The sequence below is a fragment of the Candidatus Tokpelaia sp. genome (assembly GCF_008636115.1).
Classification (GTDB): domain Bacteria; phylum Pseudomonadota; class Alphaproteobacteria; order Rhizobiales; family Rhizobiaceae; genus QLZD01.
In genome coordinates this window covers 48,288-71,442 of sequence record NZ_QLZD01000028.1, presented here as the reverse complement: position 1 = coordinate 71,442, position 23,155 = coordinate 48,288, and the positions used below count along the sequence as shown (strand labels likewise).

At 51.7% G+C, this 23,155-nt stretch carries 20 protein-coding genes; 16 read left to right on the top strand and 4 right to left on the bottom strand.

The window, feature by feature from the left end:
* Positions 1–144: 144 nt before the first annotated feature.
* The 4 genes from DPQ22_RS04940 to DPQ22_RS04925 all read left to right on the top strand — a co-directional run bounded on the left by DPQ22_RS04940 (position 145) and on the right by DPQ22_RS04925 (position 4,993).
* A complete protein-coding gene (locus tag DPQ22_RS04940) occupies positions 145–1,488 on the top strand; it encodes an RsmB/NOP family class I SAM-dependent RNA methyltransferase (RefSeq protein WP_150213703.1) in 1,344 nt (447 codons plus the stop codon).
* Positions 1,489–1,576: 88 nt separating this feature from the next.
* On the top strand, positions 1,577–3,136 hold the full coding sequence (gene guaA, locus DPQ22_RS04935) for a glutamine-hydrolyzing GMP synthase (protein WP_150213701.1): 1,560 nt from the start codon (positions 1,577–1,579) through the stop codon (positions 3,134–3,136).
* 7 nt (positions 3,137–3,143) lie between these two features.
* Entirely contained in the window at positions 3,144–4,277 is a 1,134-nt protein-coding gene (locus DPQ22_RS04930; RefSeq protein ID WP_150213699.1) for a PIN domain-containing protein, read from the top strand.
* Positions 4,278–4,384: 107 nt separating this feature from the next.
* Positions 4,385–4,993: a hypothetical protein gene (locus tag DPQ22_RS04925; RefSeq protein WP_150213697.1), complete on the top strand. Its 609-nt coding sequence runs from the start codon at positions 4,385–4,387 to the stop codon at positions 4,991–4,993.
* Here DPQ22_RS04925 and DPQ22_RS04920 read toward each other — a convergent pair.
* The 4 genes from DPQ22_RS04920 to DPQ22_RS04905 all read right to left on the bottom strand — a co-directional run bounded on the left by DPQ22_RS04920 (position 4,979) and on the right by DPQ22_RS04905 (position 9,522).
* A complete protein-coding gene (locus DPQ22_RS04920; RefSeq protein WP_150213695.1) occupies positions 4,979–5,953 on the bottom strand; it encodes a DNA-methyltransferase in 975 nt (324 codons plus the stop codon). The genes DPQ22_RS04925 and DPQ22_RS04920 overlap by 15 nt on opposite strands.
* 179 nt (positions 5,954–6,132) lie before the next feature.
* Entirely contained in the window at positions 6,133–6,411 is a 279-nt protein-coding gene (locus DPQ22_RS04915) for a hypothetical protein (RefSeq protein WP_150213693.1), read from the bottom strand.
* 223 nt (positions 6,412–6,634) lie between these two features.
* Positions 6,635–7,759 (bottom strand): FUSC family protein, encoded by a 1,125-nt coding sequence (locus tag DPQ22_RS04910; protein WP_246681494.1) that lies wholly within the window; start codon positions 7,757–7,759, stop codon positions 6,635–6,637.
* Positions 7,744–9,522, bottom strand: a complete 1,779-nt coding sequence (locus DPQ22_RS04905) for an SLC13 family permease (protein WP_150213691.1) — start codon at positions 9,520–9,522, stop codon at positions 7,744–7,746. Before DPQ22_RS04905 ends, DPQ22_RS04910 begins: the two co-directional genes overlap by 16 nt.
* A gap of 508 nt (positions 9,523–10,030) precedes the next feature.
* Between DPQ22_RS04905 and DPQ22_RS04900 the strand changes: the two genes are divergently transcribed.
* The 12 genes from DPQ22_RS04900 to DPQ22_RS04845 all read left to right on the top strand — a co-directional run bounded on the left by DPQ22_RS04900 (position 10,031) and on the right by DPQ22_RS04845 (position 23,091).
* Entirely contained in the window at positions 10,031–12,010 is a 1,980-nt protein-coding gene (locus DPQ22_RS04900) for a hypothetical protein (RefSeq protein WP_150213689.1), read from the top strand.
* Between the two features lie 83 nt (positions 12,011–12,093).
* A complete protein-coding gene (nhaA, locus tag DPQ22_RS04895; protein WP_150213687.1) occupies positions 12,094–13,437 on the top strand; it encodes a Na+/H+ antiporter NhaA in 1,344 nt (447 codons plus the stop codon).
* Between the two features lie 144 nt (positions 13,438–13,581).
* Entirely contained in the window at positions 13,582–14,352 is a 771-nt protein-coding gene (locus DPQ22_RS04890) for a tetratricopeptide repeat protein (protein WP_150213685.1), read from the top strand.
* A gap of 11 nt (positions 14,353–14,363) precedes the next feature.
* The gene (der, locus tag DPQ22_RS04885) at positions 14,364–15,833 is read left to right on the top strand and encodes a ribosome biogenesis GTPase Der (RefSeq protein WP_150213683.1); all 1,470 of its coding nucleotides are present in this window, start codon (positions 14,364–14,366) and stop codon (positions 15,831–15,833) included.
* Between the two features lie 233 nt (positions 15,834–16,066).
* Positions 16,067–17,422, top strand: coding sequence for a cell wall hydrolase (locus DPQ22_RS04880; protein ID WP_246681493.1), 1,356 nt, complete (start codon positions 16,067–16,069; stop codon positions 17,420–17,422).
* A gap of 61 nt (positions 17,423–17,483) precedes the next feature.
* Positions 17,484–17,846, top strand: a complete 363-nt coding sequence (locus DPQ22_RS04875) for an AtpZ/AtpI family protein (RefSeq protein ID WP_246681492.1) — start codon at positions 17,484–17,486, stop codon at positions 17,844–17,846.
* Between the two features lie 225 nt (positions 17,847–18,071).
* Positions 18,072–18,839, top strand: coding sequence for a F0F1 ATP synthase subunit A (locus DPQ22_RS04870; protein ID WP_150213681.1), 768 nt, complete (start codon positions 18,072–18,074; stop codon positions 18,837–18,839).
* Positions 18,840–19,034: 195 nt separating this feature from the next.
* Entirely contained in the window at positions 19,035–19,262 is a 228-nt protein-coding gene (locus DPQ22_RS04865; protein WP_150213679.1) for a F0F1 ATP synthase subunit C, read from the top strand.
* 175 nt (positions 19,263–19,437) lie between these two features.
* Entirely contained in the window at positions 19,438–20,289 is an 852-nt protein-coding gene (locus DPQ22_RS04860; RefSeq protein WP_246681491.1) for a F0F1 ATP synthase subunit B, read from the top strand.
* Positions 20,289–20,783 carry an ATP F0F1 synthase subunit B gene (locus tag DPQ22_RS04855; protein WP_150213732.1) on the top strand — a complete coding sequence of 165 codons (495 nt, stop codon included), beginning with the start codon at positions 20,289–20,291 and terminating at the stop codon, positions 20,781–20,783. Before DPQ22_RS04860 ends, DPQ22_RS04855 begins: the two co-directional genes overlap by 1 nt.
* A gap of 244 nt (positions 20,784–21,027) precedes the next feature.
* Positions 21,028–21,648, top strand: coding sequence for an ATP-dependent Clp protease proteolytic subunit (locus DPQ22_RS04850; protein WP_425305151.1), 621 nt, complete (start codon positions 21,028–21,030; stop codon positions 21,646–21,648).
* 78 nt (positions 21,649–21,726) lie between these two features.
* The gene (locus DPQ22_RS04845) at positions 21,727–23,091 is read left to right on the top strand and encodes an MFS transporter (RefSeq protein ID WP_150213677.1); all 1,365 of its coding nucleotides are present in this window, start codon (positions 21,727–21,729) and stop codon (positions 23,089–23,091) included.
* The last annotated feature ends 64 nt before the right edge of the window (positions 23,092–23,155 follow it).

Genomic DNA, 23,155 nt, shown 5'->3' with positions numbered 1-23,155 from the left:
CTGGCTGCCCCCCCCCCCCCCCCCCGATAAGTAAAGGTGAGGTAAGGCATAAGTTTTTCTCTGCTTCTTATGTTATTTTACAGCAGCATAAGTTTTGATGTAAGGGGAATATCATAATGTATTTTAATGCGCAAGGTAGAAACAATGCGTTTAGGTGGCGTTTTACAAGCAGTAACTGAAATTTTAGCGGCGGCTGAAATAAGCAGGCAGCCAATGGCTGAAATTTTAAAAGACTGGGCGGCAGGGCACCGCTTTGCCGGAGCCAAAGATCGTGCTTTTATCGGCAATATTGTTTATGATGCCTTGCGCCGGCGTAATTCGCTGAGTTACAAAATGGGCGACAATAAGCCGCAGGCGCTGGCTTATGCCGCTTTACTGGCGCAAGGCGCTTATAATATACCCGCTCTGGAGCGGCTGCTTTCCGGCGATAAATTTGCGCCGCCGCCTTTGACAGCGGCGCAAAAGCAGGCCTGGGCCGGCGGTGCTATAAAATCTGCGCCACCGGCAGTGCAAGCTGATATACCGCAATGGTGCGCTGCTTCTTTTGCCAAAATTCCGGGCGCGGATTGGGTGGCGGAAGGGCAGGCGCTCAGTGAGCGCGCGCCGCTGGATTTGCGGGTTAACAGCCTGAAGGCTGAGCGGCAACAGGTGCAGGAGCGGCTTGCACCTTTTGGCTCGGTGCCGGTGGCGCTTACGCCGTGGGCCTTGCGTATCGCTGCGCCTTCCGGTGTCGGGCGCCACCCCAATCTTCAGCTTGAGCCGGCTTTTCAACAGGGCTGGTTTGAGGTGCAGGATTGCGGCTCGCAAATGGCGGCGCACCTGTGTGCTGCCCGGCCGGGAGAGCAAGTGCTGGATTATTGTGCCGGCGGCGGCGGCAAGGTTTTGGCGCTGGCGGCGGAGATGCAAAATAGCGGTCAGATTTATGCTCATGACCGCGATAAAGCGCGTCTGGCGCCGATTTTTGCCCGCTTAAGCCGCGCCGGCGTGCGTAATGTGCAGGTTTGCAACGAATCACGCCGGCTTGCTCTGCCGACCGGCACTATGGATTGCGTGCTGCTGGACGCGCCCTGCACCGGCAGCGGCACATGGCGCCGCTTCCCCGATGCCAAATGGCGCCTGACCCCGGAAATACTGGCGCAAAAGCTGGCTGAGCAGCGGCAGGTGCTGGCCGCCGGCGCTGATTTTGTCAGGCCGGGCGGGCGGCTGGTTTATGTTACCTGCTCTTTATTATATGAGGAAAATGACGCGCAAATCCGCCATTTTTTGCGCCGGAACAGCAATTTCAAACCGGTAAATATGCGCGCCCGCTGGGCTGCCGCTATAGCATTTGGCTCAGGAGCCGCCTTGCCGCCGGGGGGAGGTGGGGCAGAGCCGCGGCGGCGTGATAAAATTTTGCCGCATTTTACTCCTTACGGTCTGTTACTATCGCCGCGGCAGACAGCGACAGACGGTTTTTTTGTCGCCGTGCTGGCAAAAGCGGCGGCGTAACAGATAAGGGCAGGGGTGGCCGGCAGTTCAGCGGGCGCGGGGTGAGAATTATCTTGCCTTTTGTGCCAAAATTCCTTAAATCCTGCACATGAATGATACGCACTCTGATACAGTTCTGATTATTGATTTCGGCAGCCAGCTAACCCGGCTTATCGCCCGCCGTGTGCGTGAAGCCGGCGTTTATTCAGAAATTGTGCCGTTTCAGGCAGCAGAAGCGGCTTTTGCCCGGCTTGCGCCCAAAGCGGTTATTCTTTCCGGCAGCCCGCACTCCACTATCGATATTGGCAGCCCGCGCGCACCAAAAGCAGTGTTTGAGGCCGGCATTCCCGTGCTGGGCATTTGCTATGGTGAGCAAACAATGTGCGCCCAGCTTGGCGGCGCGGTGGAAGCGGCCGATAAGCGGGAATTTGGTCGCGCTTTCCTGAAGGTGGTAAAAGACAGCCCGCTTTTTGCCGGTGTCTGGGCCAAAGGTGACGCGCCGCAAGTCTTGATGAGCCATGGCGACCGGGTGGCGGCTGTTCCTGCCGGTTTTAGCGTTATCGCCATTTCAGAGGGCGCGCCTTTTGCCGCTATTGCCGATGAAAAACGCCGCTTTTACGCGGTGCAGTTCCACCCTGAAGCCGTGCATACGCCGGACGGCGCTCGGCTTTTGCGCAATTTTGTCCGCAATATTGCCGGCTTAAAAGGCGGCTGGAGCATGGCCGCTTATGAAGAGCAGGCAGTAGCAGCCATTCGCCGCCAGGTGGGCAAGGGCAAAGTGATTTGCGGTCTTTCCGGCGGGGTGGATTCTTCCGTTGCAGCGCTGCTGATTCATGCGGCTATTGGCGATAATCTGACCTGCATTCTGGTGGATCACGGCTTGATGCGCGAAGGGGAAGCGGCGGAAGTTGTGGCCATGTTTCGCGAGCATTATCACATTAAGCTGGTGCATGTTGATGCGGCCGAGCTGTTTTTAACGGCGCTGGCTGGGGTGAGCGACCCGGAGCAAAAGCGTAAAATTATCGGCCGGCTGTTCGTGGAAACCTTTGAGCGGGAAGCCAGGAAGCTGGGCGGGGCAGAATTCCTGGCGCAAGGCACACTTTATCCCGATGTGATTGAAAGCGTTTCTTTTACCGGCGGGCCTTCAGTGACAATTAAAAGCCATCATAATGTCGGCGGCCTGCCGGAGCGCATGAACATGCAACTGGTGGAGCCGCTGCGCGAATTATTTAAAGATGAGGTGCGGGCTTTGGGGCGGGTGCTGGGCCTGCCGGCAGATTTTATCAACCGCCACCCTTTCCCCGGGCCTGGCCTGGCCATTCGCTGCCCGGGCGCGGTAACGGCAGAGAAGCTGGCGATTTTACGGGCGGCAGACGCTGTTTATCTGGACGAAATCCGCCAGGCCGGGCTTTATGATACAATCTGGCAGGCTTTTGCGGTGCTGCTGCCGGTGCAGACAGTCGGCGTTATGGGTGACGGCCGCACTTATGAATATGTCTGCGCCTTGCGGGCGGTGACTTCGGTTGACGGCATGACGGCCGATTTTTACCCCTATAATATGGAATTTCTGGCGCGTGTTTCCACCCGCATTACCAATGAAGTGCGCGGCATTAACCGTGTCGTCTACGATATTACCTCTAAACCCCCCGGCACCATTGAGTGGGAATAGGGCAGAGGTGGCTGATAGGGGAGTTTTGTGCTTATGCAAGTTTTTCTGGATAGTAATACTTATCTTTCTGTTAAGGGCAAGCATTACTGATAATACTGATTTCCAGTTTTTATTCGAAATTATAAAAACTAATAAAATTTCTATTTTGATGACGGAGATGACTTTTCACGAAGTTGTTAAACATTTGGTCTCTCGTGAATTGGATAAATTGAGGCCTTTGTGTGAGCTCGATTTTCGCTATGCCTATAAGAGGCTCACAGGGGCGCTTTTGTCTGATTGCAAGAAATCTGCGCTAAAAGAAGCGCTCAAAACGCGTTATAATGATTATTTCAAGGGAGTTTGTGCGTCGAATTTAAAGGCGCAGTTTCTTGATGGTGCAGCTCTATCGCCTGCTCTGATTTTCAGCGCTTACGCGAAAGGAGAAGGTTTTTTCTCTTCTGAGGCAAAAAAAGAGCAGTTTCCTGATGCCTTTAATTTTGAAACGCTCAAAGCGCAAGCAACAAGGGATAATCCTCTTATCCTTGTATCTAAGGATAAAGATTTTGATAATAATTATGTCAAAAGCTGTCCGCATATTTCTGTGGTTGAGACTTTTTCAGAGCTGTTTAGCAAGCTTGGGTTAAAAGCAGAAAGAGATAGATTCCCACGGGAGAAAGAGGTTTTTGCTTTTCTAACAAAACATACAGACGCCATAAAGGATAGTTTGGACACAGCATTAAGCGGTGCAGACTTATTTGATGACAGTCTACCGGCTGAGCACCAGCGAATATATATAAATAATTTTTCTGCTGTGGAATTTCCGCAAGATAATCCTGAAATGTCTGTATTCCATGAAGGTAGTTTAATTCGTGCTGAATTGACTCTAACGGCGCGGGCAAATGTTTATTATCGCTATACAGACTATGATAGTCTGGTATGGGATAGTGAAGATAAACTTTATATACCGGCGGGCGATGAAACAGAGGGAGAGACAGAAATAGATTTAACTCTTGATATTACGCTTTCCCTTGAAACCGATAAAGCGGGAAAGCCGCGGAAAATTAAAGGTCTTAGTGTGCTTGATAATAATCTTAATATGCGTGGTAATAATCATTGTTTTGTCACTCTGTTTCCTCAGCATGATGAATATGGCTATAAATAGCGGGTTTTATGAAAAAGCTGGCGGATAGTGAAATAGAGGCGGGGGATGCGCTGATTGCAGCAAAGCATGAAAAGTACCTTAAGTAATACGGCATTAAGCTGCCGAATTTGCGTAAAGCGGGGCAGTGGACGCGTGACGCGCTGGTTCTGGTGAAATTGGCGGAGGGTTACCCTGCCACAAAGCCGATTTCCAAAACGGATTTAACCGCTTTTATCAATCTCTACTATCCCGGAGCCAATGATGTGCAGCAGGCGCGGCATTTGGCGGCGCAAAAAGGCTTCAATATTCTTTCCGGCACGCGCGGCAATAAAGAAATAGCGGCTAATCATTACCAACTGGAAGAGCTGTATCCCGCTTTTATCGGTGACCGCCGCGCCGGCTATGCAGGGGATTTTGCCGCGCTCAAGAAGCATTATGACTATTGCTGCGCTACCTGCGGATCGAAGGAAGGGCAGCCGCACCGTTATAGACGCGGCGTGACCGTCCAGTTGCAGCAAGGCCATATGGATAATAGCAAGCCTCTGGCGCCAGGAAATATTATCCCGCAATGCCAAATATGCAACCGGGCAGATAGAGACCGCTGGATATATGATAAAACCGGGCGCGTTACCGGCATTGCCGCAACGGCAGATGGTTTGCGTATGGTCATGGATTTCCTCAAAAGAATAACAAAAGAAATGCGCGCCAAAATTCTGGCCTTTTTAGGCAGCAAATAACGCTTCCGAAAAGCTTTCTGCCCGGTTTTGCTTTACTGTTGCCGGGCTTTGCCGCTGCTTTTCGGCGATGGCCGGCGTCTCAAGGCCAGCGTATTTTTGTAATCTATTTTCAGCAAAGCGGCAATAACGCGGCTCTATTTCAAAGCCGATAAAACGGCGCCCGGTTTGCAGCGCTGCCGCGCCGTGGCTGCCGCTGCCGGCAAAAGGGTCAAGCACTGTCTGTCCCGGGCGGGTGAATAATTTGATTAAATGGGCAATAAGCGCAACAGGCTTAACCGTCATATGGTCAATTTTATCGCTATTCTTCCCCTGTTTGGAAACTTCCATAATATTGCCGGGAAAGCGGCCGTCCAGGCTCTCACGCGTATCCAGCAGGCCGACACCGTATTTTTGCCAGTTCTCAACAAATGTGCCTTCCCGCGGCTTTTGCGCCAAACTCATTGGCTCAATTTGCGGCTTTAATTGCGGTGTCTTTAGTCCTTTTAGCTCGGCAATCAATTTTGCCTTGTCACGGGCAGACAGGCTTTTATCTTTGCGGATAAAGTGATTGGGTGAAAAAGCTTTGGCTTGCCCTTCATATTTCCAGCCCAGCATATCGCGTATTTCAAAGCCGGCATTATCCAAGGCCTGGGCGACACGGTGATAAAGCCGCCCTTGTGAAAACACAATACAGAAGCCGCCCGGTTTCAGCACGCGCAAAAATTCTGCCGCCAATGGCTGCATAAAAGCCTGCAAGCGCTCCCCCTGCCTGCGGTCAAATTTCATACCTACCGGCAAGCCACCAATAATACCGGCTTTCGCCGTTTTATGTTTCAGCCGCGCATCATTCCAGTCATCGCCCATGCCGTCAATGAAATAAGGCGGATCGGTCACAATAAAATCAACGGAATTTGCCGCTAATCTCGGCAGGCCACGGCGGCAATCTTCCTGAAAAAGCGTATAAGGCCGATTCTGCGTCATCAAAAAATCCCTTGAACCTGATATTATTGTCACTTTAAAGGGAAAGGCCGTTTAAAACAGCGGGGAGAGGGAAGTTAATAACAATAAATATTGTATTTATATATGATTACACACTTAAAAGGAGGCGCATTAAACCCATGCGTCCCCTTTTAAGAGCTTCAGGCCAAAAGAAGGAAGATTTATTTTCGCGCCAGCAAATTGCGGATAAAGCCGATAATGGCGGTTAAAATAATGCCGGCTACACCGCTGCTGACAGCCTGGCCGAGATAACCGCTCATCATACCCTGTGCCGTATCGGTGAGCATATGGCTAAAACCCTGCCCGGCCAGGAGGCCGCCAATAGCACCGACAATGGAATTGCCCGCCGAGCCGAGGCTGAGCCTTTTGGCAATACCGGCAATATTGCCGCCAATACCGCCTGAGACAAGCTGTATAATAAGGGAAATAATGGATTCCATTTTCTTCTCCGCTTCTCTTAAATTCCGGTTATGAGATTTTTGGTTGTAAGAGCCATTTTCCAAAAACGCGCAAAACACGCATGAAAAGCGGCGCCCCTTTAGCTGAAAAATTAGCGTAGCTTTAGCAAAAAACAAGGCAAAGCCGAATTTATAATAGCGAATTCTTATCTTTTGTAAAAAAATGTGATAGCGCGCCGGCGGAAAAGGCAGGAATCTGCTTGTGTCAGGCCTGCCCGGTTTTGCCGGCCTGCATTTTTTGCCGGGCAGCGTGGATAAGCCGTCTTTTGTGAAAAGCCTCCAGCCGCGAGCGGCGCGATTTGCTTTTATAAAAGCGGGCAAGCGTATTTTCTACCAGTTGCAGGCTGTTGGCACAATCAGCCCAGCCCAGCGGCACTTCACCGCGGTGGCTGCGCTCCTGACGGATAAAATTGCCGTCTTTAATTTCTCCTGCCAGCAAACGGCAATTTTCCGCATTGATAGCGAGCGATGTTGCAAACCATGCCGGCGCTGCCTCACTATGCTGTTTTTTCAAACCGGCCAGCAGCGCTTCACACAGTAACAGGCTGGAAGCATAAAGGCGGATAGCGGCGCGTTTATAATGTTCGCCCAGGCTGTTTACCTGCCGTGAGGATATAAAACCGCGCAGCGACCATAAAGTATTTTCCTGCGCGGCATTGACATTGCCCACCAGCGTTATCAGCGCGCCGTGAACCCGGCTGCAATTATGCAGAGCCTGCCGGGCCAGCGCCATATCGCGCGATTCCAGCGCGGCGGCTGCCATATCAAAAATACCGGCCAGATCATGGAACAGCAATTCCGCTGAAACAGAGAGCGATTTCAGCGGATTGGGCGTAAACAGAACCTGGCTGAAAACAAGGCCTATCCCGGCACCAAGAGCCACATCAGCCAGACGGGAGAAGCCGGCTACCTGCGGCCCCATGGCAAATACCATTATTGCCGCCATGCCGGATTGAATAATCAGCACCGGAACAATAGCGTAAGAGGCGGCAAGGAGCGAGGCAATAAAAGCCACGAGGCCGATACGAATAAAAACCGGCACAGGGGGGAAGAGCATGGCAAATTCCCCCACCAATACACCGGTGGAGACACCGATAAGCAGATAAAAGGCCTGTTTGCCGTGATTGGCCAGCCCCGGAGAAAGGCAGACCAGCGCCGCCATAGAGGCAAAAAGCGGGTTGGTGTGACCAAAAAGATCCTGCGAAACAAACCAGGCCAGTGCGGCTGCCAGGCCGCCGCACAAAGTGTCGCCCCAGCTTGCTTTTACTTGCAGCAAAGCCTGCTGTAAATACGCTTTAACCGAGGAAAGATTTATCATCGTAATGGCCATATCAGCAATAACATTGGAACGCTGACAATAATCACCAGCAGCGACAGGGGCAAGCCGAATTTGGGATAATCGGCAAAATGATAGCCGCCCGGCCCCATAACCAGTAAATTGCATTGATGACCGACCGGGCTTAAAAAATCGCTGGCAGCGCCAATGGCAGTGGCCATTAAAAACGCCTCAGGCCGATAATGCAATGAGGCGGCAAAGCTGGAAGCAATGGGGGCCATAGCCATAACCGTTGCCGCATTGTTTAAAAACGGCGTGACCAGCATGGCGGCAATCAATATCAGCCCCAGGGCGCCGGCCGCCGGCAATGTGCCGGCAAAATCGGCCAGTTTTCCACCCAGAAAACCGGCGCAGCCTGTGGTGCTCAGGGCTTCGCTTACCGGGATAAGAGCCGCCAGCATCACCAGAATCTGGCCGTCAAGCGCCTGATAAATTTCTCGCCCGGGGATAATGCGAAAGACAATCATCGCCACAGCGGCACTAAAAAATGCCACCGATACAGAAAGCAGCTGCAAGGCTGTGGCGGTAATGGCAATAGCCAGAATGATAAAAGGCACCAGCCCGCGCCGCAAACTGCCCAGCATAATGGGGCGGCGCGCCAGCGGCAGGCAGCGCAAATCAGCGAGGAGGCCGGGCAAAATATTTTCACCGCCTTGCAGCACAATAACATCGCCCGTATGAAATACTGTCTCCCCCAGGCGTGAGCGAATGCGGCCATGCGGGCGGCTTATTGCCAGCATATTGATTTTATGACGGTCAAATAAATCCAGATTTTGGGCAGAAAGGCCGATAAGCGGCGAAGATTCGGTAATAACCGCCTCTATTGTATCTGTTTCGCCGGTTTTTTCATCAGCGGCGAGCAAATGGCGCTCGGTTGTCAATAACAGGCGAGCAGAATTGGTGACATTATCCAGCGCTTTCGGGGAGCCTTCCAGCAGGATAATATCGCCCTCAGCCAGGATTGTATCCGGCAAAGGCGAGATTTTATTATTGGTGTTGCGGATAAGTTTGACCACGCGCACTTCGCCATTGGCGCCGGCTGTCAAATCGGTCACCCTTTTGCCGATAATGGGTGAGGCGGCGGGGATCCGGGCCTCTGCTACATAAGCGTGAAGAGCCAGATGCTCATTATTCGGCACGGCGCTTTTGCGCCTTTGCGGCAAGAGGCGATAGAAGAAAACAAGATAGATAATGCCGATCGCCGCCACTGCCAGCCCGACCGGGGCATAATCAAACATAGTGAAGGGCTGGCCGGTCATTTTTTCGCGGATTTGCGATACCACAATATTGGGTGAAGTGCCGATTTGCGTGCACATGCCGCCCATTAGCGCGCCAAAAGACATAGGCATTAAAAACAGGGAAGGCGAAGTATTGGAGCGGCGGGCAAATTGAAAGGCAATGGGCAGCATCATTGCCAGCGCGCCGATATTTTTGACAAAAGCAGATAAAATAGTGACCATTATCACCAGAAAAGCAAGTTGCAGAGAGGTTGAGCCGGTATTAGGGAAAATGCGATTGACAATATTTTCCATCAGGCCGGAGCGCGCCACCCCGGCGCTGGCCAGTAAAGCCGAGGCAACAATAATGACAATATCATTGCCAAAGCCTGAAAAAGCCGCTGCCGGGGAGACCGTGCCAACCGCCACTGAAGCCAGCAAAGCCAGAGCCGCCACAATATCATAGCGAAATTTGCCCCATATCAGGAAAAGCATTAACAGGCCGAGAATGGCCAGTGACAAAATTTGCGGCAGTGTCATAAATATTCCCTTATTTGTATCTGGATTGGCTATTCGGCCTGCATTGCTGTTATGATATATAAAGCTGTTCTCCAAAAGCCACTAGTGGCCGTTGCAGACTTTTTGGACAGGAACTGCGTCACTTATATAAAGCTGTTCCCCAAAAAGCTGCCGGCGGCCGTTGCAGATGGCGGCCGGCCGCTTTTGGGCGAGAGGCCGCGTCATTATAAAATTGCATGAAAAATCAAAGGAACAGCCCCTGGCCGGCGGGCGAAGCGCATTGGCAGTGTGTTCCGGCGGTTTGCGCTTCCTGCTGTCTGGCGGCGGCATTTATGTTGAAAATTATAAGAGAGCCTGGCCGGCTTGCTTGTTTTTCACTTGTTTTTGTTCCATTTTAAGGGCAAAACAGCGGGCAGCAGGGTTACGGCTATTGAGACAATAATAATGGGCCGGGAGCAAAGCCTTACCCCTTCGGCTTTGACCATTGGGGGAGGAGGTTCCACATTTTACGAGTAAGGAACAGGCATAAATGGAATCGGCTTTCGGCTTGCAGCTCAAAAAATTTATTGTGCGGGCACTGTGTTACGCTCTGGGGCTTGTTATTATTCTGGCGCTTGCCCTGGCGATAATTTTTTCGCTGCTCAAGCCGAAATTGATGCTGCTGGCGCAGGCGGAAATGCGCAAATATGGCGTGGAAGCACAAAATATGGATATGAGCCTGTTCGGCACTGTGCATATGCGCAATATTGCCATGCCGCTGCCGGCCGGCGGTATGGTGCGCATTGATGAGGTTTCTGCCCGCCCGCCTTTGCATTTTTTGGGGCAGACATGGCTGGGCAGCAATGGTGTGCTCTATAATTTGCGGCTGGAAAAGGGCGGGGTGCGCCTGGCTGTGCCCGAATTGCGGTTTAGCGGGCTTGCGGTTGAAGATAAAGATCAGGCTATTGTTTCGCATAGTCTGCAAATGCTGAAGCGTTTGGCGGTGCGGCGCCTCTATGCCGATAAAATCCGGCTTGCTGTGGTGCCGGAAGCAGGGCAGAACAATGCTGCCGCGCCTGAAAGGGTAAAACTGGAAACAGTAATCGATAATTTTGTTTTAAGCGGTCTGGCGCGGGGGAAAATTGCCGGGCTTGCTTATGATTCTATGGAATCCGGCGCGGTTTTACCGGCCAGTGAACAAAAGCAGGCAGCGGGTGACAAGGCAGCAGCCGGGCAAAACGGGGCTGCTCAGGCTGCCAATGGGCAGAATAACAGGCAATCTACTGTGCAGAGCGGCGCTTTTCTGGCTGAAAATCTGGATATTGCGGCGCTTTATGCTTTGACAAAAAACCTGCTGCCGCCGCCGGCGGCAAAAAATGCCGCCGCACTGCCGCTTCCCGTTGAAGCGCGCCGGCTTGTCGGTAAAATTCGGCTGCATAATATTGCCGTGCGGGCAGAAGATGAAAAATTCGGCTCGGTTCATGTGACCGCGGGAGAGTTTGGCAGCAACGGCTTTGCTCTGAAAAGGCCTATGGCGCCGGCAGATTTTATTATCCGGATTTCTCCTGCCGCCGGGGCTGAGGCGGCAGCGGCAAAAAAACAGTTGGTGCTGCATAATTTGCGGCGGATTTTGGCCGATATTGCTGCTGTTAATATTGAAATGCGAAATGTGTCGGCAGAAGTGACGCCGGGCAGGGAGGCCCTGGCCGGGATTGCTGCCGCAGCACCGGCGCCGGCGGCAGGCGATGACAAACAAAAAACTGTCCGCGAAATTCTTGATGAAGAGCAGGCCGAAGAGCCGTCGGCCGGCCGGCCGGCGCTGCATTTGCCGGTGGATTTCAAGCTTAGTCTTGCGGCTTTTGCCTTGACGGCCGATCATTGGGAGCAGCTTATTCCGTATAATTTTTATGTCAAGGTAAAAGACCTTGTTTATAGACCGGGGCCGACTGATAGTGCCTTGCTCAGCGCCTTGCAGGAAACAGGGCGTCAGGATCTGCAATTTTCATTGCTGGGCGATATGGCCTGGGAGGCTGCCGATTCTTCCTTAAATATCCGGCGCCTGGCTTTTAGCGGGCGCGGTATTGGCGGCTTTGAGCTGCAGGGTAAATTTTTGGATATTCCTGAAAGTTTTTTTGCCGGAAAAGCAGAATCGGTAGACGCAATTTTGAATAAAGCCGCTATAGCCAATATGGAAATCCGCCTGCAGGATAGCGGCTTTATCCATAGTCTGGTGCAATGGGGGACACAGGAGATAAATATTTCTGCCGAAGAATTGCAGACAGATTTGCATGATATTGCCGTTAAAAGCCCGCCGCTTTTGTTAAAAAACAGCCGGGAAGCACAAAATTTCTCTGATGTTTTTGGCGCTTTTATTGCCGATTCCGGCACTATTCGCATTAGCATGAGCGCGCCGCAGCCGGAGGGGCTGAAATTGAGCGATATTTTATCGGCGCAAGATGATTTGCCGGCTTTGCTGTCCAGGCTGAAATTAACGGCAGACAGAACAGATTCGGCGCCGCTGATAGAATAGCGGCGGTAAGCCGCCGGCACTTGCCGCCGCAATAAATGTTACCGATAATGGAAGCCCGGCGTTGAAATCTGAGAGGCTGAATTATGGCTTGTTTTACCGCAGCGCATTGGCTCTATGCTGTCCGGCGGGCTGGTGGCGCGGTAAGGGCAAAATGGCGCTATTGGCTACAGCAGGAAGCAACAGGCGGAGTGTTTTTGCTCATCGCTGCCGGTGCGGCGCTGTCGCTGGCCAATTCTCCCTTGCGGGCATTATATGAAAGTTTTTTGCATATGCCTCTGCTGCCTTTTGCCGGCTCCCGGCTGTGGCGGTTTGACGTGTCTTTTCTGGTTAATGACGGGCTGATGACACTATTTTTCCTGTCTGTTGGGGCGGAAATTCGGCAGGAGATTCATAATGGCGTTTTATCTGAGTTAAAACAGGCGGTTTTGCCGATTATTGCCGCTATTGGCGGCGTTTGTCTGCCGGCGTTGCTTTATTCGGCTTTTAATGCGCAAACAGCTTTTGCGCATGGCTGGGCGGTGCCGACTGCCACAGATATTGCTTTTGCTGTCGGTGTTCTGGCGCTGCTGGGCAAAATTATCCCGGCCGAATTACGCATTATTTTGCTGGCCCTGGCCGTTATTGACGATATTATTGCCGTGCTGATTATCGCCCTTTTCTATTCCGGCGGTTTGAATGCGCCCGGTGCCGCTCTGGTCATTGCTGCTATTATGGCTGTTATGCTGCTGCAATTTCTGGGTTTTTCTTCCCTTTTGCTTTACGCTTCTGCCGCTGTAATTTTATGGTTCGGCCTGTGGCAAACAGGTATTCACCCCTCATTGGCCGGCATTATTCTCGGTTTATTGACTCCTGTCGCGCCGCTTGCCAGCGCCCCGGCAACGCATAAAGAGAAAAGCGGCAAAGTGACAAAATCCGGCACAATAAAGGCAGAAAAAACCGCGCCGGCACCGGCTGTAAGGCAAAAGCCGGCCGGCAATGGCTTATCACCGGTCAGGCGGCTGCAAAAAGCGCTGCATTTCTGGGTAATTTTCGGCATTATGCCGCTTTTTGCCTTTGTCAATGCCGGCATAAATCTGGGAGATATAAATTTTTCTGCCGCCGGCTCAGCCTTTATTTTCCCTGGTGTGGCCGGCGGGCTGTGGCTTGGCAAGCCGCTCGGCGTTTTATTGGCAAGTTTTCTGGCAGTTAAAAGCGGTCTGTGCCGTTTGCCGCCCGCTGTCGGCTGGCGCGGCATGGTGCTGGTGGGTCTATTGGCCGGTATCGGCTTTACCATGGCGATTTTTGTCTCTATGCTGGCTTTTGCCGATAAAAGCGCTTTATCCCTTGCTGTTTCAGGGGTGTTATGCGGCTCAGCTTTTTCTGCTGTGCTGGGGCTTGGCTATGGTTTGCTCTATCGTAGAACCTTGTTGGCGGCTGCCGGCCGGTAAGGGCAATCCCGGCACGGAAATTGCGTAATTTTACTGATAAAGACTGCCGCTGCGGGGTAATGGGCTTGGCAGCAGCGGCAATTTGCTTTACAAGTTTGACTGTATTCGGCAATTTACCGCCCATAGGGCTTGTGCAGGATTATTATGGCACTTGATAATGACAGCTTTATCCGTGAAGTGAATGAAGATATAAGGCAGGAAAATCTGGGGCGTCTCTGGCGTCTGCTCAAGCCGTTTATCCTCGCCGGTGCTGCTGCGATTATTCTTATTACTGCCGGGGTGCAGGTCTATTCTTATTATACTCTGCGTGAGGCAGAAAATATGGGCGATGCCTATAATAAAGCGCTCAAACTGGCAGAGGCCGGCCCGCAGGCCGCTGCTTTTGCCGCCCTGGCGGCAGTTGAAAAAAGCGGCTTTGGCGGTTATCCGCTATTGGCGCGTTTCCGCGCGGCCGCGCTGCTGGCGCAAAAGGGTGACAGCCGGGGCGCGGTTAAAGCCTTTGACGCTTTGGCTGCTGAGGCTCATTTGCCGCAGCCGTGGCGAGAGGCGGCGCTGGTGCGCGCTGCCTGGCTCCTGGTGGATAATGGCAGTTTTGCTGAAGTGGAACAGCGGGTGAAAGCTCTGGCCAATGATGTTAATCCTATGCGGCTGGCAGCGCGTGAGGCTTTGGGGCTCTCAGCGTGGAAAGCGGGCAATTTGCAACAGGCCGCTTATTATTTTAACCGCAATTACAGCGATAAAGAGAGTGTCGGCTCTGCCTTTGCCGAACGGGCGGCCATGATGATAGCCCTTATCGGCAGCGAAAGCGATGATACTGTGCCGCCGGCAGGCAGAGCGGGTGCGGGTGCGGCACCTGCCGCTGCTGCGGCAAAGCCGCAATTATCGGCGCCGGCGGCTGCAAATCCGGCAAAATAGGGCGAGCGGCCATGGCTTTTACTGTCGCGCTGATTGGGCGCCCTAATGTCGGCAAATCCACTTTGTTTAACCGTTTGGTCGGGCAAAAACTGGCACTGGTTGATGACAGGCCGGGGGTCACACGTGACCGGCGGGTGCATGCGGCCCGCCTGCAGGATTTGCGTTTTAATGTGGTGGATACGGCCGGATTGGAAAAAGGCGAGGCCTCCAGCCTGGCCGGGCGTATGCGGGCGCAAACGCGGCAGGCGATTGAAAGCGCTGATGTTTTGCTGTTTTTATTTGACGCCAAAATCGGCCTGACACCGGCCGATATGGAATTTGCCGCTTTAATCCGCAAATCGGGCAAGCCGGTGGTGCTGGTGGCTAATAAGGCTGAGGGGCGCGCTTTGCCGGCCGGTTTTTATGAAGCCTGGCAGTCAGGTTTCGGCGAGCCTTGCGCCATTTCGGCCGAGCATGGCCTTGGCCTTGCCGATTTGCGTGATGCTGTGGCGCAGGCAGTGGGGGAGGAGCGCCTGCGCGCGCAAGGCCGGGTTGAGGAAGAAGAACGCCGTGCCGGGCAGGAAACGGCGCTTATCGGTGAAGATATTATAAGCGCCGATAAAGCTGAACTGGAAGAAAATGAAGAAAGCGAGGAAGAAGAACCGGCTTATGATACCGGCAAGCCTTTGCGTATTGCTATTATCGGCCGCCCCAATGCGGGGAAATCTACCCTTATCAATACATTATTGGGGGAAGAGCGGCTGTTGACCGGGCCGGAAGCCGGCTTGACGCGCGATTCTATCAGTGTTGACTGGCAGTGGCGCGGGCGTAAGGTAAAATTATTTGATACAGCCGGTCTGCGCCGCAAGGCGCGCATTAGTGAAAAGCTGGAAAAGCTCTCTGTGGCAGAGACTTTGCGCGCTATTCGTTTTGCTGAAGCGGTTATTATAGTCATAGATGCGACCGCGCCGTTTGAAAAGCAGGATTTGCAAATTGTCGATCTGGTGGTGCGGGAAGGGCGGGCGCCGGTTATCGCCTTTAACAAATGGGATAAAATAGAAAACCGTCAGCAAATACTGGCCGGGTTTTATGAGCAATGCGCGCGGCTTTTGCCGCAAATAAGCGGGGTGCGGGCTGTGCCTGTCTCCGGCGCTTATGGGCAGGGGCTTGAGAAATTGATGGAAAATGTGGAATTTGTCCATAAAATCTGGAATCGCCGCCTGCCCACCGGGCGTCTTAACCGCTGGCTTGCCGGTTTGACCGCCAATCACCCGCCGCCGGCTGTGGCCGGCCGCCGGCTGAAAGTAAAATATATCACGCAAGTGAAAATGCGTCCGCCCGGTTTTATGCTTTCCTGCTCCCGCCCTGATGCCATGCCGCATTCTTATTTGCGTTATATTGTCAACAGGCTGCGCAAGGATTTTGACATGCCGGGCGTGCCGGTGCGACTGGCGCTGAAAAAGGCAGAAAATCCTTTTGCCGGCCGCGCCAGAAAACACTAAGACTTTTCTCCCGGCGGTGATACGCCGGTGCTGCTTTTTCTCATTTTCTTGATCTGTTGCTTATTATTTTTCCGGCGGTGCTTTTGCGCCTTGCCTGATATTCTATCTTTTACCCCTTTTTACTCTTTATTTTTCCGGCTGCATTTTACCTGTCTTGCGAAATTTTTGCCAATATTCGGCGTGCAACTGCCGGTTGCGGCAGGCCATTAACTTTAAATAAATTTTGCCGTTCTATGGTGGCAGCGAGAGAAATATTGCAAGCTTTTGGCGCCGGCTTTGTCTTTATCCCGGTTTTGCCTGCCTTTCCGGTGGAGTATGTTTTGCGTAAGTCGGTTTTCAAAAAACTGTTGCAGCGCTTTTCGGCAGATTTTTCTCCCGCCTTTCCCGGTAAAATTGCTGATACTTATTATTTGCCGGAGGGGCGTTATTATGCGGTGCCAATCTGTTGCAAGCGCCGCCGCCAAAAAAAAATCGGGCTGCCGCTTGTTTTGAGCTTTGGCTTTTCTGTTTTTTTCCTCTCTGCCGTGCAGCAGAACATACCTTTATCTGCCCCCGCCAATGTCACAATATTGGCGAGCCTGCCGGCTTTATCTACGCTTGCCTACAATAATAGCGCCGAAATGGCGGCCGATGCGCCGGTGCTGGATATTACTCCTGCCAAAAATGCGGCAGAGGCGGCTTTTTCGCCGGGCCGGGCACAGCGGGAAGACAGGCTGAATAGCGGTGCCAAGAGTCATTCTGTTCTGGCGCGGCGCGCAAACCGCCGCCCGCAGCTTGTTAATTATGACCGGCATTATGCGGCTTTGGCGCAGGATTCTGCTGCCGCCGGTTTTACAAATGTGTTAAAGAGCGGCGCCGGCCAGGCCTATGCTGTGCGTTTTATGCCGGCACGCTCCAATAAAGCGGCTGTGCAAACAGCAATGGGTTTTGTCCCCGCGCCGCAGCAAAAGGCAAAGCCGGTTTTGCCGGTGCCGCAAATGCTGGCCACGCTGGTTAATAATGACAAACCGGATATTCTGGCACTGGGCTATGCTGCCATTCCTGCCGATCCGCTGCGGGAATCGCCTTTTGACAGTATTTTGACGGATAATAATAAAAAAGATACTGGCCGTTTTATCCCGCCTATTGGTAAAAAAGACCATTCCTGGGCAGCTCAGCCTTTACCGGCTTCAGTCTTTGAGCCAAAACAGCAGAAATGCCTTGCTGAAGCGGTTTATTTTGAAGCGCGCAGCGAATCCTTCAAAGGGCAGGCCGCCATTGCCCAAATAGTGTTGAATCGTGTGCGTAACCCTGCTTATCCCGATAGTGTTTGCGGTGTGGTTTATCAAAATGTCAACTGGTATAATCGCTGCCAGTTTTCCTTTGCCTGTGACGGCAGAAAACACCGCGTAACCGAGCTGCGCCCCTGGCATATTGCCGAAGCTGTGGCCAAGGCAGTCTCTGCCGGGCAGATATGGCTGGCCGATATTGGTTCTGCCACCCATTATCACGCCGTTTATGTGCACCCTTATTGGGCCGGTTTAATGGATAAAATGCAAAAAATAGGCAGCCATATATTTTACCGCACCAGAGGCGGCGGCTGGAGCTGAAATAAAGGGCGGCATAAACCTCCCGTCTGCCTTGGGCAAAAAGGGTGAAAGGCCTTTAAATATGGCTGATAAAGCGAAAAATAAAAGCGCGGAAAATGAGGCGGGTTTAACTGCGCGCCGCAAAGCTTTGGCCGAAAAATTATCGAAAAAAACGGCGCAAGCCGCACCGGCAATGCCTTTTATGGGAAAACAAAGCCGCGGCGATAGCGGTCAATCTGCTCTGGCCATGGGGTTCCGCCTTTCCGCAGATTTTTTATCTGCCATTCTGGTCGGCGGTGTTCTGGGGCTGATAGTGGACAAATTGGCAGGCATTTCGCCATGGGGGCTGCTGGTTTTGCTGCTGCTTGGTTTTGCCGCCGGGGTAATGAATATTTTGCGCTCACTGGGGCGCTCCACGCCTTTTGAAAAAAGAAAACAGCCGTAAATCCTGCGTAAAATCTGCTTAAAAGGGTGAAATCTGCCGGCGCCGAAAAAATAAAGATTGCATTAACACTTTATTGCTTTTATGAAAATAGAGCACAGTTTAAGGCAAAATCAGGGCGGGATATGCTGAATTTGCTCTATGCGCTTTTTGCCCGCTCTGTTATGCTCGCTTTTGGGCCGGGCGCTGCGGCTTTGTGCCCTGCCGGGTCGATATGCCTTCATCACTATGAGGTTGGAAGTGTCAGATTCTGTTGATCCTATTCACCAATTCGGAGTTTTGCGCCTGGTGCCGGTATCTGTTGGCGGTGTTGATATTTCTTTCACCAATGTTTCGCTGTTTATGGCGGCTACGGTTATTATTTCCTCGCTTTTTTTGCTTCTGACTTCATCAGGGCGGCGGCTTGTGCCTACACCCATGCAGTCTGTATCGGAAATTTGTTATGAATTTGTGGCGCGCACTTTGCGCGAATCGGCCGGCGCGCAGGCCATGCGCTTTTTCCCGCTGGTTTTTTCCCTGTTTATTTTTATCCTTATGGCGAATTGTCTTGGTCTTTTCCCCTATTTTTACACGGTTACGGCGCAAATTATTGTCACTTTTGCTCTATCCATGCTGGTTATTATGACTGTTGTGATTTACGGCATTATCAAAAACGGTTTCCGTTTTTTGCGGATTTTTGTGCCCGGCGGCGTTCCGCTTGTGCTTTTACCCCTGGTTTCCCTTATTGAATTTATCTCTTTTCTGTCGCGTCCTGTCAGCCTTTCCGTTCGTCTTTTTGCCAATATGCTGGCCGGCCATATTACTCTGAAAGTATTTGCCGGCTTTATTGTTTCGCTGGCGACCTTAGGGCCTTTGGGGATTGGCGGTGCCGTATTGCCCTTGATTATGACAGTCGCTCTGACAGCGCTGGAAGTTTTGGTTGCCTTTTTGCAGGCCTATGTTTTTGCTGTTTTGACGTGCATTTATTTGAGCGATGCCATTCACCCGGCGCATTAAGGCATATGGGTGCTGTTTGATGTTGAAAGCGGCGCGGTTAGATATAATGCGGGCAAAGCACGGCAGAAAATAAAAGCGCATTGTCTTTTAGGTTTGCCGCCTTTATAAAGAGATTGTGGCAGATTGAGGTGAGTCAGGCGGTGAAAACCGGATAGGTTTTGTCAGCCGGCCTGTCCTGGTTTAAAGGAGAATATTATGGAAGTTGAAGCCGCGAAATATATAGGTGCCGGTTTGTCCTGTTTCGGCATGGGGCTGGCTGCTATTGGTCTGGGCAATATTTTCGGCAGCTATTTATCAGGTGCCTTGCGCAATCCTTCGGCAGCAGACGGGCAGTTTGGCCGCTTGATTTTTGGCTTTGCCGTAACCGAGGCTTTAGGCATTTTTTCTCTGCTTATTGCTTTGCTCCTGCTCTTTGCTGTTTAAAAAACGGCATTAAAAGCTCTTTGCCGGCTAAAGGCAGCCAGGGGTAAATATTGGGTGTTGCCTCTGAATCCTTTTGGGTCGGCTATTGTATCTCACAGGGCCTGCTTTGACAGCGGATTTTGCAGCGAGCCTGTCTAATTTGAGGCCTGTCTGATTCGGGGTTTGAAAAATAGCTATGTCGGTTACTAAAGCGCAAATTTATGCGGAAAATCATGCCGGGGGGGATTCTTCGGCTGCTTCTGCTTTATTGGCGGCAAGTGCGGGGCCGGAGCAGAAAAGCGGCGCGAATGTGACCATTGCTAATAGCCCGGTGCAGAAATCCTCAGAAACGCAATCGGCGGGGGCCGCGGCGCAAAGTAATTTCGCCGGGCAGGGCATGCAAAAGGAAGCCGGTGCCAAGGGGCAGACAGCAGCAAAAATGCCGCTGTCAAAGGGGAAAGAAACTGTGTCTTCTCCTGCTCTTGAATCGCGATCAGTATCGGCATTACAGGTGAATACGGCGCATAATACGCAGCAAAAAGGGGTTTTCCCGCCTTTTGATACAACTTATTTTGCCTCACATATTTTGTGGCTGGCTGTCTGTTTCGGTTTTTTTTATTTTTTCATGGCGCGCGTGGTTTTGCCGCGTATTGGCGAAATAATTGAAACGCGGCGTGATCGGATTGCCGCTGATCTGGATCAGTCTGCCCGTATGAAAACTGAGGCTGACGCGGCGGCCGAGGCCTATCAGAAAAATTTGAGCGAAGCGCGCAATCAGGCAAAGACTATTGCCCATATGACGGCGGAAGACGCTAAAACCAAAGCCGAAGCCGAGCGTAAGGCTTTTGAAACCGGGCTGGAAGAGAAACTGGCCAAGGCGGAAGAGCATGTTGCAGCCTGTCGTAATAAGGCTTTGACCGAAGTGGATATTATTGCCGGCGAGATTGCCGCTGATATTGTGCAGAAAATAAGCGGTAAAAAAGCTGATAAAACGGCCCTTGCCCAGGCAATAGCTGCGGCGGGCGGCACAGGGAGTGCTGCTTTATGATGACGAATAGTTTTTGGGCTTTGATTGCTCTTATTCTCTTTTTTCTTATTCTGGCTTATTATCATGTGCCGGCAATGGTGAAAGGCGCTTTGAATAAAAGGGCAGAGCGCATTGCGCAGGAGCTGGAAGAAGCGCGTCATCTGCGTGAAGAGGCACAACAGCTTTTGGCCGAATATCAGAAGAAGCGTTTTGCTTCCGAGCAGGAGGCCGCTGAAATTATCGCTTCAGCCCGCCGGCAGGCAGAAATTATTATCGCCGATATGAAGCAGAAAACAGAAGAATATATTGTGCGCCGCAATAAAATGGCCGAGCAGAGAATTGCACGGGCAGAAACAGAGGCAGTCGCCTTGATTCGCTCTGCGGCTGTAGATAAAGCCGTTGCCGCTGCCGGTAAAATTATGGAAGCAAAAATTAAAACCGACAAGGCTGAAGGTGCGCGCCTGTTTCATCAATCTGTGCTTGCGGCTGAAACCGGTTTAAAAAAACTCTCCTGAAATTTACTTCTATAGTGATTCGTCATGCAGTTTGTCTGCTCTGATATTTGAGCTTTTAGTGTCATTGCCCCATTATGGAGAGCAAATAGTCAAGAGGCGGCATTGTTTGTCGGCTTTTTGGCGCGTTCTGCCGCGATAAGGGGAATTGGCTGCCATAGAGCCTGCCCGGCCGCTGCTGCACCGTATAAGCGGTTTGCTTGCAGTTTTGGCCTGGCTGTGCTACCGCAGAACCGGGCAAACAAAAATGGAACATATAATGCAGATAATGCAAAGCGACAAAAAATCAGAAAATAATGAAGCGGCACAGCCTGGTTCGGCGCGTATGGAAGAAAATTTGTTCCGCTCGCGTTTTGTTTTTATTGTCGGCCAGATTGAAGATAAAATGGCAAAAACCGTGGTGGCACAGCTTGTTGCCCTGGCGCAGGAATCACATGAGCCGATTTATATTGTCGTTTCCTCTCCCGGCGGTCATGTCGAATCGGGTGATTTGATTCATGATATGATAAAATTTATTCCGGCGCCTGTTTATATGATTGGCTCCGGCTGGGTAGCAAGCGCCGGCGCCATTATTTTCCTGGCTGTGCCGAAAGCGCGGCGCCTGTGTCTGGAAAATACCCGTTTTCTCTTGCATGAACCTTCGGGCGGGATTGGCGGCAGTGTCAGCGATATTGAAATTCAGGCTACTGAAATTATTAAAATGCGGGAAAGGCTGGCCGCTATTATTGCCCGTGAAACCGGGCAATCTGTAGTCAAAGTGCTGGCTGATATTGATCGTGATTTGTGGATGTCGGCAAAAGAGGCGGTGGATTACGGCCTGGTGGCGCGTCTTATTACCCATATGAGTGATATAAAGGTTGAAAAATAACAAGCGGCAATTTGCCGCCGGGTATTGGCCGGCATAATATAGTATAGCTTGCAGCAGCCGGTTTTTAAAAAGGGGGTAATGATGCTGTCAGACCCGGAAAATGCGCCTGCTTCAACCCAGGCAGATAAATTTAATATTGATGAAGCGCTGGATAATGCGCCCCTTTCGTTGCTGATTGTCGCTATTATTATTGCTATTGCTTTGGCTGTTGTGCTGGAAGCGGTAAATAATAATTTATTGGGGCTGGCTATTCCCAAACTGGTCGATGACTGGCATTTGCCGCGTGAGGCTTTTAAATATGCGGTCACCTTTTCCATGATCGGCATGGCTTCAGGAGCTTTTGTCAGCGGTTTTATTGCCGATAAAATCGGCCGCCGCGCGGTTATTCTGCTCACTTTGCCAATATGCGGTCTGGCTACTATAGTGACCGGCGCCTGCCAGACGATGACTATGCTGATTATATTGCGCTTTTTTGTCGGATTCAGCTTTGGCGGGCTGTTGCCTGTTGCCTCCAGCACGGCAGCGGAATTTGCCCCGGTGCGTTATCGGACAATGGCGGTAACCGTGCCGATTGTCTGTATTGCTCTGGGCACGATTTTGGCCGGTTTCCTGTTTAATCTTGCTCTGCCTTTGGGCGGCTGGCGCTATGCTTTTTATATTGGCGGCCTGTTGCCGCTTGTTTTATGTGTGATTTTATTTTTTGCTCTGCCTGAAAGCCCGCGTTTTATGGCACAGAGCAGGAAAAAATGGCCGGCTTTGCGCCTGTTACTGCGCCGTTTGGGGCATGAAACGGGGGAGAAGGCTGTTTTCGCCGATGCGGCTGATGAAGCTGCGGCAAAAGCGCAAAAAGGCGGCATTAAAGCCTTGTTTCAAAACGGTTTGGCGCATGACACAATCGCTATATGGATTGTGTCCTTTTTTGGTATTGCCGGGCTTTATGCTGTTTATATGTGGCTGCCGGCCATGCTTGGGGCAGAAGGTGTCAGTGAAGCGGCGGCGCGCACCGCCATGTCCTACTGGTTCAGCACCGGCGGTTTTATCGGTGCCTTGCTCTGTGCCTGGGCCTGTGCGCGGTTTGGCTCACGCAAGGTAATGGTTGTTTTTGCCATTGGCGGCGCGGTCTCTGTTTTTGCCCTGCTGACATTTAATGTGAAAGAGCATTTATTGCCAATGTCGGCCTTTTTGGGTTTATACGGCTTGTTTAATAATGGTATTCAAGTGCCGCTTTATGCGATTTTTGCTCATCTCTACCCTACTTATATTCGCGCTACCGGTTCTTCTATTGCTTCCTCTATCGGCAAGACAGGGACGATTTTTGCCGCTTATATTGGCGGCATTGTCAGTGTGACAGAATATTTTATCATGCTTGGCCTGTGTATGGTCGTAGTCACCGCAGCTTTGCTGTTTTTCAGACGCCATATTCCCCCCATTGTCAAAAAATAAAAAGCCTGTGGAAAACTTTAGGATATGGATTATATTTATGATTCATATAATATCACATTTGTAA

Bases quoted from the DNA above. Each gene is read 5' to 3' on its own strand.
- guaA (WP_150213701.1), top strand. From the start codon at position 1,577: ATGAATGATACGCACTCTGATACAGTTCTGATTATTGATTTCGGCAGC.
- DPQ22_RS04890 (WP_150213685.1), top strand. From the start codon at position 13,582: ATGGCACTTGATAATGACAGCTTTATCCGTGAAGTGAATGAAGATATA.
- DPQ22_RS04855 (WP_150213732.1), top strand. From the start codon at position 20,289: ATGACGAATAGTTTTTGGGCTTTGATTGCTCTTATTCTCTTTTTTCTT.
- DPQ22_RS04845 (WP_150213677.1), top strand. From the start codon at position 21,727: ATGATGCTGTCAGACCCGGAAAATGCGCCTGCTTCAACCCAGGCAGAT.
- DPQ22_RS04870 (WP_150213681.1), top strand. From the start codon at position 18,072: ATGAGGTTGGAAGTGTCAGATTCTGTTGATCCTATTCACCAATTCGGA.
- DPQ22_RS04875 (WP_246681492.1), top strand. From the start codon at position 17,484: ATGGCTGATAAAGCGAAAAATAAAAGCGCGGAAAATGAGGCGGGTTTA.
- DPQ22_RS04915 (WP_150213693.1), bottom strand. From the start codon at position 6,411: ATGGAATCCATTATTTCCCTTATTATACAGCTTGTCTCAGGCGGTATT.
- DPQ22_RS04920 (WP_150213695.1), bottom strand. From the start codon at position 5,953: ATGACGCAGAATCGGCCTTATACGCTTTTTCAGGAAGATTGCCGCCGT.
- DPQ22_RS04940 (WP_150213703.1), top strand. From the start codon at position 145: ATGCGTTTAGGTGGCGTTTTACAAGCAGTAACTGAAATTTTAGCGGCG.
- DPQ22_RS04865 (WP_150213679.1), top strand. From the start codon at position 19,035: ATGGAAGTTGAAGCCGCGAAATATATAGGTGCCGGTTTGTCCTGTTTC.
- DPQ22_RS04880 (WP_246681493.1), top strand. From the start codon at position 16,067: ATGGTGGCAGCGAGAGAAATATTGCAAGCTTTTGGCGCCGGCTTTGTC.
- DPQ22_RS04850 (WP_425305151.1), top strand. From the start codon at position 21,028: ATGGAACATATAATGCAGATAATGCAAAGCGACAAAAAATCAGAAAAT.
- DPQ22_RS04910 (WP_246681494.1), bottom strand. From the start codon at position 7,759: ATGGCCATTACGATGATAAATCTTTCCTCGGTTAAAGCGTATTTACAG.
- DPQ22_RS04860 (WP_246681491.1), top strand. From the start codon at position 19,438: ATGTCGGTTACTAAAGCGCAAATTTATGCGGAAAATCATGCCGGGGGG.
- DPQ22_RS04900 (WP_150213689.1), top strand. From the start codon at position 10,031: ATGGAATCGGCTTTCGGCTTGCAGCTCAAAAAATTTATTGTGCGGGCA.
- nhaA (WP_150213687.1), top strand. From the start codon at position 12,094: ATGGCTTGTTTTACCGCAGCGCATTGGCTCTATGCTGTCCGGCGGGCT.
- der (WP_150213683.1), top strand. From the start codon at position 14,364: ATGGCTTTTACTGTCGCGCTGATTGGGCGCCCTAATGTCGGCAAATCC.
- DPQ22_RS04905 (WP_150213691.1), bottom strand. From the start codon at position 9,522: ATGACACTGCCGCAAATTTTGTCACTGGCCATTCTCGGCCTGTTAATG.